The sequence below is a fragment of the Maribacter sp. HS genome, from assembly GCF_048059195.1.
In the GTDB taxonomy this organism is placed as follows: Bacteria; Bacteroidota; Bacteroidia; order Flavobacteriales; family Flavobacteriaceae; genus Maribacter; species Maribacter dokdonensis.
Genome location: NZ_JAYLVV010000004.1, coordinates 121102 through 134229 on the forward strand (window position 1 = coordinate 121102; position 13128 = coordinate 134229).

General features: G+C 35.0%; 16 protein-coding genes. 10 read left to right on the top strand and 6 right to left on the bottom strand.

What is annotated here, in order from left to right:
• Positions 1–18: 18 nt before the first annotated feature.
• Positions 19–1545, bottom strand: coding sequence for a S41 family peptidase (locus VBZ51_RS09860; RefSeq protein WP_071339599.1), 1527 nt, complete (start codon positions 1543–1545; stop codon positions 19–21).
• A 221-nt stretch (positions 1546–1766) separates the two neighbouring features.
• On the opposite strand from VBZ51_RS09860, the gene VBZ51_RS09865 reads away from it, so the two are divergent.
• The 6 genes from VBZ51_RS09865 (at position 1767) to VBZ51_RS09890 (ending at position 5477) form a co-directional block, all read left to right on the top strand.
• The gene (locus VBZ51_RS09865; RefSeq protein WP_058103033.1) at positions 1767–2276 is read left to right on the top strand and encodes an RNA polymerase sigma factor; all 510 of its coding nucleotides are present in this window, start codon (positions 1767–1769) and stop codon (positions 2274–2276) included.
• Positions 2263–2700, top strand: coding sequence for a hypothetical protein (locus tag VBZ51_RS09870; protein WP_416576819.1), 438 nt, complete (start codon positions 2263–2265; stop codon positions 2698–2700). Before VBZ51_RS09865 ends, VBZ51_RS09870 begins: the two co-directional genes overlap by 14 nt.
• Position 2701: 1 nt before the next feature.
• Positions 2702–3256, top strand: coding sequence for a DUF4252 domain-containing protein (locus tag VBZ51_RS09875; RefSeq protein WP_058103031.1), 555 nt, complete (start codon positions 2702–2704; stop codon positions 3254–3256).
• Between the two features lie 106 nt (positions 3257–3362).
• The gene (locus VBZ51_RS09880; RefSeq protein WP_416576820.1) at positions 3363–3905 is read left to right on the top strand and encodes a DUF4252 domain-containing protein; all 543 of its coding nucleotides are present in this window, start codon (positions 3363–3365) and stop codon (positions 3903–3905) included.
• A gap of 61 nt (positions 3906–3966) precedes the next feature.
• A complete protein-coding gene (locus VBZ51_RS09885; RefSeq protein WP_321827645.1) occupies positions 3967–4506 on the top strand; it encodes a DUF4252 domain-containing protein in 540 nt (179 codons plus the stop codon).
• A gap of 161 nt (positions 4507–4667) precedes the next feature.
• Positions 4668–5477 (top strand): mechanosensitive ion channel family protein, encoded by an 810-nt coding sequence (locus tag VBZ51_RS09890; RefSeq protein ID WP_416576821.1) that lies wholly within the window; start codon positions 4668–4670, stop codon positions 5475–5477.
• Between the two features lie 106 nt (positions 5478–5583).
• Here VBZ51_RS09890 and VBZ51_RS09895 read toward each other — a convergent pair whose 3' ends face one another.
• The 3 genes from VBZ51_RS09895 to VBZ51_RS09905 form a co-directional block, all read right to left on the bottom strand.
• The gene (locus VBZ51_RS09895) at positions 5584–6465 is read right to left on the bottom strand and encodes a mechanosensitive ion channel family protein (protein ID WP_058103027.1); all 882 of its coding nucleotides are present in this window, start codon (positions 6463–6465) and stop codon (positions 5584–5586) included.
• A gap of 126 nt (positions 6466–6591) precedes the next feature.
• Positions 6592–7935 (bottom strand): adenylosuccinate lyase, encoded by a 1344-nt coding sequence (gene purB, locus VBZ51_RS09900; RefSeq protein ID WP_074674204.1) that lies wholly within the window; start codon positions 7933–7935, stop codon positions 6592–6594.
• 110 nt (positions 7936–8045) lie between these two features.
• A complete protein-coding gene (locus VBZ51_RS09905; protein WP_091603591.1) occupies positions 8046–8627 on the bottom strand; it encodes a hypothetical protein in 582 nt (193 codons plus the stop codon).
• 34 nt (positions 8628–8661) lie between these two features.
• Between VBZ51_RS09905 and VBZ51_RS09910 the strand changes: the two genes are divergently transcribed.
• Positions 8662–9135, top strand: a complete 474-nt coding sequence (locus tag VBZ51_RS09910) for a heme-binding domain-containing protein (protein WP_071339594.1) — start codon at positions 8662–8664, stop codon at positions 9133–9135.
• On the opposite strand, the gene VBZ51_RS09915 is transcribed toward VBZ51_RS09910, so the two are convergent.
• Positions 9104–9784: an SIR2 family NAD-dependent protein deacylase gene (locus VBZ51_RS09915; RefSeq protein ID WP_416576822.1), complete on the bottom strand. Its 681-nt coding sequence runs from the start codon at positions 9782–9784 to the stop codon at positions 9104–9106. The two genes, VBZ51_RS09910 and VBZ51_RS09915, sit on opposite strands and share 32 nt — an antisense overlap.
• Before the next feature lie 48 nt (positions 9785–9832).
• Here VBZ51_RS09915 and VBZ51_RS09920 point away from each other — a divergent pair, with 48 nt between their 5' ends.
• The 3 genes from VBZ51_RS09920 to VBZ51_RS09930 are packed head-to-tail and all read left to right on the top strand — an operon-like array spanning position 9833 to position 11426.
• The gene (locus tag VBZ51_RS09920; RefSeq protein ID WP_416576823.1) at positions 9833–10489 is read left to right on the top strand and encodes a TrmH family RNA methyltransferase; all 657 of its coding nucleotides are present in this window, start codon (positions 9833–9835) and stop codon (positions 10487–10489) included.
• A 41-nt stretch (positions 10490–10530) separates the two neighbouring features.
• Positions 10531–11064, top strand: coding sequence for an SRPBCC family protein (locus tag VBZ51_RS09925; protein ID WP_416576824.1), 534 nt, complete (start codon positions 10531–10533; stop codon positions 11062–11064).
• A complete protein-coding gene (locus VBZ51_RS09930) occupies positions 11061–11426 on the top strand; it encodes a VOC family protein (protein WP_416576825.1) in 366 nt (121 codons plus the stop codon). Before VBZ51_RS09925 ends, VBZ51_RS09930 begins: the two co-directional genes overlap by 4 nt.
• A 7-nt stretch (positions 11427–11433) precedes the next feature.
• Here VBZ51_RS09930 and VBZ51_RS09935 read toward each other — a convergent pair whose 3' ends face one another.
• Positions 11434–13125 carry an alpha-amylase family glycosyl hydrolase gene (locus VBZ51_RS09935; protein WP_416576826.1) on the bottom strand — a complete coding sequence of 564 codons (1692 nt, stop codon included), beginning with the start codon at positions 13123–13125 and terminating at the stop codon, positions 11434–11436.
• Positions 13126–13128: the final 3 nt, after the last annotated feature.

Sequence of the window (13128 nt, forward strand, 5' to 3'; positions counted from 1 at the left end):
AACTAAAATGTTTTGATTTTATTTCTTTTCAGATACAGGTATTTTAGCAACAGGAACGCTGTTGTTCAATAATAGTGTTGTATTTCTCGGGTTATATAGTTTTGAACTAGAAACAACATTGGCTGGTAAAATAACATCAAAATTTCTTCTAGCTCCATTACCGTTGATTTCCTGTATGGCTCTTGCCAATAGAGGTTCATTTGCATCACCCAAAACTCCTAAGTTGGTAACATCTTCTGAAAGTTCAATATCAGGAATTAATCCATCCACATAGTCAGAAAAGCCAGCACTATTTTCAACCCTACTTATTATTGGCTGAAGTCCCCACTGTACATTAGGATTAATATTATCAACTCTTTCAGGGTCATAGACATTACCACCTTCTGGATCATCAACAAATAGTACAGAGCCTTGGTTTTTACCAACGGTAGTACCACCTATATGTACTACATCAATATAAGGTTCCAAACCAACCATCACTAATTCACTAGCAGATGCAGAAGCTTCTGTAGCTATGATATACACTTTATTTAAATTTAATGTGTTCAGTGCCGCACCTGAATTACCATCTGCAGTACCGGTGGTGCTAACAAAATAATTATCCGTTAAACTACTATCAAATTCTGCTTGTAATTTGGCATTATAGATTGTTTTAAATAAAAGGTCGTTGGTGTTGGTGCCTTTGATTAAACTGGCTAAAACAGCGGCAGTAGATCCTCTACCACCTGGGTTATAACGTAAATCCAATACCAGTTCATTTACACCTTGTGCTATGAAATCCGCAAAAACTGAATTAAGGTTATCTTCAGATCCAGATACGAATTGGTTGTACATTAAGTATCCAATTTTTTTGTCTCCAGATGTAATAACGGTATTTACATGGATAGGATTTTCAATTAATCCTTCAGTTTTGGTTAGGGTTACTTTTTTATCACTAGGGCTTATGCCACCATCAACAATATCAGCCATGTTAAGTGTGTAGGTATCATTATTCCCAAAAAGTAATTCTATATAATTATCAAGGTTTAATGTTTGACCATCAACCCCAATAAATAAATCGCCTCTTTTAATGTCTTTGCCCGAAGCATCAGAATCCTTTACAATGTACTCTACAAAACCAAATACGTCTTCGGTACCAGAGATAAGACCTAAACCAAATTGTAGACCGTTACTTTTAGAAATACCTGCAGAACTGTTTACCAATTCGGTATAATCATCGCTATAAAAGGTAAACCTATCTTCGGAAAACAACAATTTGTTTTCTAATAAAGCAACCGGATCATCATTTTCTGCAAGATATTCTTCGTAAGCAGTTTGTGTATCAAATCGATCATCTGCTAAATCTGGTACATCTCCTTGCCAGAAATAATAAAGGTTCAGTGTTTGCCAAAAAAAGTTTTGGACTTCAATGTCAACTTCTACCGTTTCTTCTTCCTCTTCAGGATTTTCAATTTCTTCTTCTTCAACTACGGGGTCGTTATCATCATTACTACATGACATTGTAATAAGACCTAGACAAAGGAGGGACAAGAAAAATTTTTTCATAGTTATTTTTAATTTTAATTAAAGTGTACTGCTTTAGCCAATTTATAAGCCATCATAAACTATACCGAAAACAGAAGTTTAAATAAGTACGTATATAATTAGTAATAGGATGTTAAATTTACTTACAAGTCAAGGAAATAAAAATTAATTGTAACAAAAATCGTTCAGCGTCGTCTTCTTTTTGTAAACCTGTAAGAAAGGTTACAGACAGCCAAACCAAAATGAAACAAACGGAGTTTTTAAATATTGTATTACCATTTAAGGATAAGTTGTTCCGTATGGCCAAAAGGTTGTTGGTGTCTACAGAAGAGGCAGAAGATGCAACTCAAGAGATACTGATAAAGCTTTGGTCAAAAAAGAATAAAATGGAAAGTTATAATAATGTAGAGGCATTTGCCATGACCATGACCAAGAACTTTTGCTTAGATCGTTTAAAATCTAAACAAGCGGGAAATTTAAAATTGGTACATAGTAATTATACCGATGCCAGTACATCTTTGCAAAGCGAATTAGAGGCAAAAGATAGTATTGATTGGGTTGAGAGAATTATGGCAGAATTACCTGAGCAGCAGAAAATGGTATTACAATTACGAGATGTTGAACAATATGAATATGAAGAGATAGAAAAATTATTGGATATGAAACCTACGGCCATACGGGTAGCTTTGTCCAGAGCAAGAAAAACCGTAAGGGAAAAATTAATGGAAAAGCATAATTATGGAATTGCATAACATAGAAAAATTAATAGAAAAGTATTTTGATGCGACCACAACGATTGCAGAAGAAGAAATACTTAGGAAGTACTTTACAGAGGGTAACATTGCTCCGCACTTAGAGCAGCATGCACCTTTGTTCAATTACTTCACAAAAGCAAAAGAAGAGCGCTTTACAAAGCAGGTGCCATTAAAACCTAGAAAAAATTATTTGAAATGGGCATCCGTTGCTGCAATTGCAATCTTTATGGTAGGGCTATATTTTTACGAACCTACACCACCTCCGGTTACTTTGGCAGATGAGTATACCCCAGAGGAAATAGCATCTGCAAAAGAGGCCTTGGCCTTATTGGCAATGAATTTTAATAAGGGTACAGAGCAACTGAACCATTTAAATGAATTTGAAAAGACAACGAATAAATTTTTAACGAAAAGTAATTAAAATGAAAAAGATACTAGTATTAACACTGTTGGTGTTAGCCCCGGTAATAATTAACGCTCAAGATATTTTTGAAAAATATGAGGATAATGATAAGGTAACCTTTGTTGCCATGCAGCCCAAAATGTTTCAAATGTTGGGTAAAATGAGTGTAAGTTCAGACGACCCGGAGGCAAAGGAATTTTTTGAGTTAGTAAATTCCATAACCAGTTTTAAGGTAATTACAACTGAAGATGCGGCAATTTCCAAAGACGTGGATAGTTGGGTAACCAATAGACTTAAGAGCTCTTCTTTTGAAGAGTTGATGAGAGTACGTGACGGTAGCTCTAATGTAAAGTTTTATGTAAAGGAAGGTAAGGACAGTGATCACGTTAAAGAACTATTGATGTTCGTAACAGGGTTAAAAGACATGGATATAGATGTAAATGGTAAGAAATTGGAAACAGTCCTGTTATCCTTGACCGGAGATATCAATTTAAGGTCGGTATCAAAGTTGACCGATAAAATGGATTTGCCGGGTGGTGACCAACTGGGTAAAGCAGCTAAAAACGGAAATTAAAAATGAATTAAGCGTGTTATATTTTACAGTGCACGCTTAATTATAAGTCAATAATTCATCAATCACCAGATCCTGTAACGGGTGAAGGTATTTAAAATCAACAATCATGAAAAAAGTAGCAGTAGTATTTTTAATGGCAATTTTACCCGCGTTGGGTTTTTCACAATCCGTATTCGATAAATATGAAAATATGGATAACGTAGGGTCTGTAATAGTAAATAAGGGTATGATAGACCTTGTATCTAAATTTGGAAATCTTAGTGATGACAAAGAGGCTCAGGAGTTTATGGAAATAGCCAGCGGATTAAAAAATGTGAAGGTCTTTATGACTGAAGATGCAACCGTATCTGCAGACATGTCATCTACGGTAAAGAAGTACCTGAAATCTTCTAAACTAGAAGAATTAATGCGGGTCAAGGATAAAGATGTAAATGTAAAGTTCTATATAAAAGACGGCAAAAAGAAAGACCATGTCTCAGAATTGTTAATGTTCGTTAGTGGTTTGGAGAATGTAGATGTTGGTCATAACGGTAGAAAACTTGAAACCGTACTTGTAAGTCTTACAGGAGATATAGATTTAAATAAAATAGGAACATTGACCAGTAAAATGGACCTGCCAAAGGATTTGAACAAAGCGTCTGGAAAGTAAAAATTTAATAAAAAAGGTCTTCTATATATTTAGGGGACCTTTTTACTAAAAAAAACATAGTATGAAATATGTATATTGGATGATGGCTGTAATTTTTGGTTTAACCATGTCATCGTGTTCATCTGAACAGAGTTTACAAGAATATTATATTGCCAATGCAGAGAATCCGAATTTTATGTCTTTTGATTTGCCTTCCAGCTTATTGAATTTGGAAAAGGCAAATTTGAGTGCATCTGAAAAAGAAGCGGCTTCTTCCCTTAAGAAGTTGAATATTTTGGCATTTCAAAAAAAACCGGATAACGAAGCAGATTATCTGGTACAAAAAAAGACTATTAAATCAATACTGAAAGGTTCAGATTATAGTGAGCTGATGAAAATGAATACCCCTTTTGGTAAGGCGACTCTACAGCTAAAGGAAGATGGAGACACTATTGATGAGGTTATTATTTACGGTGATAACGATGAAAAAGGACTTGTTTTGGTTCGTGTTTTAGGAGATGACATGAATCCGGCCAGTTTTGTTCAATTAATTCAGGCAATGGAGAAATCTAATTTTGAAGGTAAAGGTTTAGAGCAACTTGGCGATTTAATAAAAGGTTAAGAACAAGTTTTATTTTGTTTAAGAACAGCCCGTTACGTTTACGTAACGGGTTTTTATTTGCTGTAAAATTGTGCAACGGTTATTTTTAATGTGACCATTCAAACAAATTGGTGTCATAATAAATGAGAACAATTAAATAACAACCTAAACAAAAATTAAAAATGGAAAACGCAGAAATTTGGATTAACAAAGGAATTGATTTTATAATGCTCTATGGTCCTAAAGTAATAGGTGCCATTCTAATTTATATTATTGGTTCTTGGATAATTAAGAAGCTAATTGGTGTAGCCAACAAAGGAATGACCAAGCAACAGTATGATGAGTCGCTTAGAAAGTTCTTATTGAATTTGGCGAAATGGGCACTTACCGTATTTTTGATAATTACCGTTATTTCAACGTTAGGAGTAGAGACAACAAGTTTTGCAGCGGTTATTGCGGCGGCTGGTCTTGCAATTGGTCTAGCGTTACAAGGGTCACTTTCTAATTTTGCGGGCGGTGTATTGCTTATCATCTTTAAACCTTATAAAATAGGGGATTTAATTGAAGCTCAGGGTGTATTGGGTAGTGTAAAGGAAATAGAGATTTTTACCACCAAACTAATAACCCCGGAAAATAAATTGGCAATAGTACCTAATGGTGCAATGGCAAACGGAAACATTGTAAACTATACGGCAGAGGGTAAAATTAGAGTAGATACTACAGTAGGTGTAGATTATGGTTCTGATTTACAGAAAACAAAAGAAGTGTTACAGGCAATGTTAGAAGCTAATCCAAAAGTGCTTAAAGTTCCGGCTCCATCTGTAAATGTATCTGAATTGGCAGATAGTTCAGTAAACTTGGCCGTACGCCCTTTCTGTAAGCCAGAAGATTACTGGGATGTTTACTTTGCCACCATTGAGGGTACTAAGAAAGCATTAGATGGTGCAGGTATAGAAATACCTTACCCACATGAAGTTCAAATTAATAAATAATATAGTCTAGTTAGTTAATAAAAAGCCCGTTGAACTTGCTCAACGGGCTTTTTTAATTTTATTCGATAGTCTCATATAAAATACTTTGAGCCTTATCTTAATTCATTTAATCTTTTGCAATTTGTAGATTATTTTTTCCAAAATCCAAGGTTCTGATCGGGAACGGAATGTTGATATCGCGTTCGTCAAAATGTTTCTTGATTATTTTAATGGCTTTGTGTCTTGCTGCATGTTCCTGTTTTACATTTACACAGTCTGCCCAAAAGCGCACCATAAAATTGATGGAACTATCTCCAAATTCCGTAAAAAAGAATTCTACATCTTCACCGTCGTTTTGTTGAAAGTTGTCGCTGATAATTTTTACGGTAAGGTCTTCCACCATTTGTAAGTCGCTTTCATAGCCAACACCACAGTTTACAAATATTCTATTTCTATTGTTCATAGAATAATTGGTGAACGATCCATCTATAAATTTGGAATTTGGTATCACCACTACATTATTGTCGGGTTTTTTTAGAATAATGTTTCGCAAGCTAATCTCCGTAACAAAACCAGATACACCATCTGCCGTAATAAAGTCATTTATTTTTAGCTGTGGCATGAACGAGAGTATGAGTCCGCCAAAGGTATTGCTCAAGGTACCTTGTAGAGCTAAACCAATTGCTAAACCAACTACACCTGCACCTGCTAAAATACTTGTTAAAACCTTATCTAAGTCCAAAACCCCAAGGGCTATAAAGAAACCTATTAAAATAATGACAACAAAAACTACTTTGGCTATAATTTCTTGAATAGAAACTTGTGATATTTTTCTTAGTATGGTCTTCTTAAGTAATTTCCGTATTCCTCTTGCTAGAAAATAAAATAAGAACATTACCAAAACAGCCATGGCGAAATTTGGTAATTTTAAAATGATGGATTCTAGCCATCCATCTAATTTATCCCATAAATTACTTATGGATTCTTCAACTGAGAAATTTGTTTGCATACAATTTTAGATTTGTGTTCGTAAGGAATATATAGGATACGAATCACAATCTAAAATGCAAATCGCCCAAAACGGGCGATATGAAGTCTTTGAATTAAAGAAAAATTTTAATGCATTAAAATTGGCTTAAATGCCGGTATAATTACTTGGTGAAATTTGCTTTAATTCATTCTTAATACTGTCAGAAACCTCTAAAGTGTCTATGAAATTTGCAATGGAATCTCTATTTATTTTTTCATTGGTACGTGTTAGACCCTTTAAGGCTTCGTACGGATTTGGGTAACTTTCACGTCTTAATATTGTTTGAATAGCTTCGGCTACAACAGCCCAGTTATTTTCTAAATCTTGTTCAAATTTCTCTTTGTTTAAAAGCAATTTGTTCAACCCTTTTAAAGTAGATTGAAAAGCGATGATTGTATGTGCAAAAGGAACGCCTACGTTTCTTAATACGGTACTATCGGTTAAATCTCTTTGAAGTCTAGATACTGGTAGTTTAGCCGATAAATGCTCAAATAGGGCATTGGCAATACCAAGATTACCTTCGGAGTTTTCAAAATCTATAGGGTTTACTTTATGTGGCATAGCAGAGGAGCCCACTTCGCCAGCTTTAATTTTCTGTTTAAAGTAATCCATGGAGACATAGGTCCAAAAATCTCTATCTAAGTCTAAAATAATAGTATTAATGCGCTTTAGGGTATCGAACAAGGCGGCCATATGGTCATAATGTTCTATCTGTGTTGTAGGGAACGAATGCTGTAATCCTAATTTCTCTTGAACGAATTTTTGACCGAATGCTTTCCAGTCAATAGAAGGATATGCCACTAAATGTGCATTGAAATTACCGGTTGCACCTCCAAATTTGGCGGCACTAGGTATATCGTTCAATAAATTAAACTGTTCTTTTAAACGGGTTACAAAAACCATTATTTCTTTCCCTAAACGAGTAGGGGATGCTGGCTGCCCATGTGTTCTTGCAAGCATTGGTATATCTGACCATTCTTTGGTCAATTCTTCCAATTTTTCTACAAGTTGAAAGTATTGAGGAACAAAAACATTGTTCATTGCTTCTTTAATGGAAAGCGGTATTGCAGTATTGTTTATGTCTTGAGAAGTCAGTCCAAAGTGAATGAATTCTTTAAATTCTGATATTCCTAAGTTGTCAAAGGCTTTTTTGATAAAGTACTCAACCGCCTTTACATCATGGTTTGTTGTTTTCTCTATTTCTTTTATTTCCTGCGCATCGGCAGTTGTAAAATCGGTATATATTTTTCTAAGTGTTTCAAACTTTGAAGAATCAAAGGAAGATAGTTGCGGAAGTGGAATTTCACATAGAGCGATAAAATACTCTATTTCAACTCTTACCCTATATTTTATCAACGCTTCTTCTGAAAAATATGCAGATAAAGAATTGGTTTTAGAACTATAACGACCGTCAATTGGAGAAATGGCACTTAATGCGTTGAGAGACATAAACAATGGTTAAATTATTAAGGGGCAAATATACCTATTCGAATTAAAGTTTAAAACCATAAATGCTAATAGTTATAGATGTATCGGCATCATTTTTTAAGGTTTGTAACTTAATCTTTGTTAGAAGACTTTTTTTCCAGAATTTTAAGTGTTTGCCTGGCCCTTGCTTTATAAGCGGCACTTCCATCTTCGTAATTCTGTTTTAAAATGGGAATTAACTCAGGGTGAATCCAATCAATTTTAAAACCAAGCCATAAAAGAATGGTGATGGAGTAAGCCTTAGGAGCAATTTTATGTTCTCCGATCAGCCAATCAAATGCAGCTTCGGTGATGGCATTTAAATGTTCATTATTTAATTTTGGATCACATATTTTATTTTTTTCTGAAAATTCGTTCAAAACTAACAGTTCACAAATTTTAGCGGCGGGTCTTATTGATGATTCCAGCGAAATACTGTTAAGTATAGTAATGAAATCATTGATGTAAATTAAAATTGGTTTTAGGTCTTTGTTGGCAACGTATTCTAAAATCCAGCTGGCTTTACAGGATACCGGGTTGATGTCATCTTTTATGATTGAAATCAGAATAGGAACTAATTTAGGGTCTGCTAGTATAATAGAAGCCATTTTACTCCGTTTTTCCCTTAAAGCGGTAACATAATTCAGTGCTTCACACAGCTCTATCTTATTCATAAAATTGTATCTTTATTACTTATTTCCCCCAAATATGAAATTACTAAAAAGAATTAGCTTACTTGTAGTGGTCGTATTTATAGCCATGCAATTTTTTAGTCCTACCAAAAATGTATCTCCAGGCAACCATACCAAAATTTTTATAACGGAAACGAACCCAACGCCAGAACTTCAGAATATTTTTGAGAACTCTTGTTATGACTGTCATAGTAATAACACGGAATACCCTTGGTACAATAATATAGCGCCAATTTCATATTGGATGGCAAACCATGTTAATGAAGGTAAGGAACATTTAAATTTTTCTGAATGGGAGAAATATTCCTTGGATAAAAAAGATCATTTATTAGAAGAGATAGAAGAGGAAGTAGTAGAAGGTAAAATGCCGTTATTGGAATACACTTACACTCATGGCGATGCAAAACTAACCGAAGGTCAAGTTAATGATCTTGTTGAGTGGGTAAAGCAAACAAGAATTATCTATCAATTAGGGAAGCAACCAAAGTAGGAACACCATTAACGGCGGTATCTGCAATTACCGTAACATTGTTTATATTCGCCAATGCGGGTTTTGGGTCTATAAAAAATATAGGAGTGCTTGGTTTTACAAAGTCAATTAGACTGGCTGCAGGATAAACTTGCATTGAAGTTCCTATAATTATTAAATAATCTGCATTTTTGGTAATTTCAATAGCCTTATCTAAAAGCGGTACAGCTTCGCCAAACCAAACAATGTGTGGTCTAAGCTGATAACCATTTACACAAGTGTCTCCTAATAAAATATCATTCTTGCAATCTAAAATTTCATTTTCAGAATTTACACTTCTAGCCTTTAAAAGTTCGCCATGTAGATGATATACATTTGAGCTACCTGCGCGCTCATGAAGGTCATCTACATTTTGAGTAACGATATTGACGTTAAAGTGAGACTCTAAATCAGCCAATGCTATATGCGCACTATTAGGTTCAACGGTCAACAGTTGTCTTCTTCGTTGGTTATAAAATTCTAAAACCAATTCAGGATTTCTTTCAAAACCTTCTGGGGTAGCAACTTCCATAACATCATGACCTTCCCATAGACCATTGGAATCTCTAAAAGTTTTCAATCCGCTTTCTGCTGAAATTCCTGCACCTGTTAAAACCACTATATTTTTCATGATTATTTGAAATTAAGCTTAAAAATATACTTTTCTTATCTTGGTTGCATGATAGATATGGAGCTTTTAAACTATTTAGAAGAGTTTATTTCAGAAAACAGAAAAGAAAGGTTTACAGAAATTCTGAGTCAACGTACCAATTATATCACTGTTGCTGTTGAAGATGTATATCAAATGCACAACACAAGTGCGGTGGTTAGAAGCTGTGAGTCTTTTGGTGTACAAACCGCTCATTTAATAGAAGGCAAATATGGTAAGAGATTAGATGAGGAAATTGCCATGGGGGCACAAAAATGGGTAGATATCAAAAGATATCAGAACTCAAAAGAAGCTATTGATACATTGAAAAATAAAGGTTACAAGATTGTAGCCACTAGTCCGCATGCAGATAGCTCATTGTTACAAGATTTTAAATTAAATGGCAAAACAGCATTGTTTTTTGGAACCGAAAAAAATGGTCTTAGTGATTATGTTCTTGAAAATTCAGACGCTTCTTTAAAAATACCCATGGTTGGTTTTACTGAAAGCTTAAATATATCAGTATCGGCCGCAATTATTTTGCAACATGTAACTACGCAGCTAAAATCTTCTAATATAGATTGGCAACTGACGGAAGATGAGTTGTGGGAAAGACGATTAGATTGGACAAAAAAATCAATTAAAAGTATAGATGAAATTTTAGAAAGGTACAAGTCAGATAATTAAAAAAAAGATTAACTTGTTGGTCAACAACAATTTAAAAAGATATGTATACCGCATTAATTATTCTTGGAGTGTTAGTGGCTTTGGTTATTCTACTAGCCTTGATTGCCCCTAAAACCTATCATGTTTCTAGAAGTATAATTTTAGACCATGACCCTGTTAAAGTTTGGCCGCACTTAAAATTTTTAAAAAAACAACAAGAATGGTCACCATGGGCCAAAAAAGACCCAAATATGGAACTGACATTTACGGGAGTAGATGGTAAAATTGGTGCAATTAGCCATTGGAACGGTAATAAAGATGTAGGCGAAGGTGAGCAAGAGATTACAAAAATAAAGGAAGGGGAAAGAATAGAGCAGGATCTACGTTTTTTTAAACCATATAAATCACAATCTGATTGCTATATGAATTTAGATGCTGTAGATGGAACTAAAAGTAAGGTCACCTGGGGCTTTTCAGGTAAAAATAAATTTCCCATGAGTATTATGATGCTCTTCATGTCCATGGATAAAATGGTAGGTAAAGATTTTGAGCAAGGACTGCAAAATTTAAAGAACAACTTAAATAGTGATATATGATTTCTTGGTTTGAAATTCCGGTGCAGCGTATGCAGAGAGCACAAAAGTTTTACGAAGCCATATTTGGAGTTACAATTACGGTGAACGAATTTGGCGAATTTGTAATGGGGTTGTTTCCAGATAAGCAAAGTATGGGGCAATCTAGTGGTGCTTTGGTGGAACATGAGCAATATGTACCTAGTATGACACACGGTGCCATGGTTTACTTTGCATGTGATGATGTAGCCGTTGTGCTCGATAAAGTTGAAAAAGCAGGCGGACAAGTATTACAGCCCAAAACCGAGATTGGTGAAGGGCATGGATTTATGGGTCTTTTAAGGGATACCGAAGGTAATAGAATAGCGTTGCATTCTAATAGCTAAATTAAGCTTACTTGAGCAGCTCCAATAATACTACATCATTTTCATTATTTAGAATTACCTTATTGTTTTCAACAACAACTTCTGTTTCAGAATAGCGATCGTACAATTTTGTTCCGTCGCCAAAAATACCTTTGACCGATATTTCTTTTTTGCCTTTATGCGCATCTAAGGCGATCACAACCTTATCCACAAATTCGTCTTTAGCAAAGTATCTGCTAAAAACATAGGGAGATTTTGTAATTCTTTTATGAATACCTGCACCAATTGAGGGATGGTCATTACGGAACGTTCCTAATTTTTGCCAGTGCGCCAAAATTTCTTTGGTTTTGGGTAAACTATCTAAATCGTTCCAATTCATGAAAGAACGTAAGGTAGCGTCGCCTTCCGTGCCTTCTATGGTTAAGCTACGGGCTGTTTCATCTCCGTAGTATATTTGTGAAGCGCCAGGGGTAAGTAACAACACGTTTGCAGCTCTTTTTGGGTCTTTTCTATCTTTATCAAATGGCTGACCATCATCATGAGAGGTTAAGTAGTTTAATACACTCTTTTCTTTAAACTTGGTGTGTAGTAATTTGCTGTATTTCGTAAAAATGGTTTCATAATCTTTTTCGGCATCGGTCTTTAATTCAAAATTAATAAGACTTTTGAATCCGTTATCAAAGTAATTAACTTTTTTATCGCCTAAATCAAATTCTTGTCCGCCAGAAACGCCATAGTTGTACACTTCGCCAACCATATAAAAAGGATTGTTGTCCAATACCTTATCTTGGTTTTTCTTTTTCCATAGTTCAAAAGCGGCAGCAGCTTGTTTATATAGTTCTGCCCAAGAATTTTCATTGGCATGCTTAACCGTGTCTACCCTAAATCCATCTACTCCGTATTTGTTAACATAGTCCGTAAGCCATTTAATAATATAAAAACGTGGGGCTCTTGGGTAGCCTGTTCGATCAAAAAACAATTCAAGTTCATCAAGTTCTTCGCTTAATCTTCCTTCTGATTTCCATTTGGCAAGTAGGGCATCAGGTAAATTTACGGCAGCATCAGATTCCGTTCGTATATCAGGAAGGTTTGCAACCAAGGTACAAGCGGTAGTATTCTCATAGGTAGTGAATTCGCAAGTGGGAGAGGTGCGCACCCATTCTTCTGGCCATACCGGATCTTCATTGGTAACAGGACCAGTGTGATTTAAAACAACATCCAACAAAATTCTAATTCCGTTTTCGTGTGCGGTCTTTATTAAGGTCTCTAAGTCTTTATCCGTTCCAAAGTTAGGGTCTAGCGCCGTCCAGTCTTTTGCCCAATAACCATGGTAGCCATAGGTATTACCGGTACCTTCGTCCGTAGCGCCATGAATTTGTTCCACAAAAGGAGTAAACCATATGGCATTGACCCCTAGATCTGAAAAATAACCTTCATTTATTTTCTGGGTAATACCTTGTATGTCGCCACCTAGAAAACCTCTCAGTTTTCCGGTTTCCTCATCACGTTCAAAATTGATGTCGTTGTTAGGGTTCCCATTATTAAACCTATCTGTCAATAGAAAATAAACGGTGGCAGCTTCCCATTGAAAATTTGGGTTCTTCTTAGGTTGGTGTACAACATCTTGGATATTGGTACTGCTTTCTAACTTTTGTTTGTTGTTAGATTGGCAAGAAATTAAGATAAGTGTGAATAGCCCTAGAAAGAATACGTTTTTCATTTT

Coding starts and splice junctions, on each gene's coding strand:
- VBZ51_RS09860 (WP_071339599.1), bottom strand. CDS start 1,545: ATGAAAAAATTTTTCTTGTCCCTCCTTTGTCTAGGTCTTATTACAATG.
- VBZ51_RS09865 (WP_058103033.1), top strand. CDS start 1,767: ATGAAACAAACGGAGTTTTTAAATATTGTATTACCATTTAAGGATAAG.
- VBZ51_RS09870 (WP_416576819.1), top strand. CDS start 2,263: ATGGAATTGCATAACATAGAAAAATTAATAGAAAAGTATTTTGATGCG.
- VBZ51_RS09875 (WP_058103031.1), top strand. CDS start 2,702: ATGAAAAAGATACTAGTATTAACACTGTTGGTGTTAGCCCCGGTAATA.
- VBZ51_RS09880 (WP_416576820.1), top strand. CDS start 3,363: ATGAAAAAAGTAGCAGTAGTATTTTTAATGGCAATTTTACCCGCGTTG.
- VBZ51_RS09885 (WP_321827645.1), top strand. CDS start 3,967: ATGAAATATGTATATTGGATGATGGCTGTAATTTTTGGTTTAACCATG.
- VBZ51_RS09890 (WP_416576821.1), top strand. CDS start 4,668: ATGGAAAACGCAGAAATTTGGATTAACAAAGGAATTGATTTTATAATG.
- VBZ51_RS09895 (WP_058103027.1), bottom strand. CDS start 6,465: ATGCAAACAAATTTCTCAGTTGAAGAATCCATAAGTAATTTATGGGAT.
- purB (WP_074674204.1), bottom strand. CDS start 7,935: ATGTCTCTCAACGCATTAAGTGCCATTTCTCCAATTGACGGTCGTTAT.
- VBZ51_RS09905 (WP_091603591.1), bottom strand. CDS start 8,627: ATGAATAAGATAGAGCTGTGTGAAGCACTGAATTATGTTACCGCTTTA.
- VBZ51_RS09910 (WP_071339594.1), top strand. CDS start 8,662: ATGAAATTACTAAAAAGAATTAGCTTACTTGTAGTGGTCGTATTTATA.
- VBZ51_RS09915 (WP_416576822.1), bottom strand. CDS start 9,784: ATGAAAAATATAGTGGTTTTAACAGGTGCAGGAATTTCAGCAGAAAGC.
- VBZ51_RS09920 (WP_416576823.1), top strand. CDS start 9,833: ATGATAGATATGGAGCTTTTAAACTATTTAGAAGAGTTTATTTCAGAA.
- VBZ51_RS09925 (WP_416576824.1), top strand. CDS start 10,531: ATGTATACCGCATTAATTATTCTTGGAGTGTTAGTGGCTTTGGTTATT.
- VBZ51_RS09930 (WP_416576825.1), top strand. CDS start 11,061: ATGATTTCTTGGTTTGAAATTCCGGTGCAGCGTATGCAGAGAGCACAA.
- VBZ51_RS09935 (WP_416576826.1), bottom strand. CDS start 13,125: ATGAAAAACGTATTCTTTCTAGGGCTATTCACACTTATCTTAATTTCT.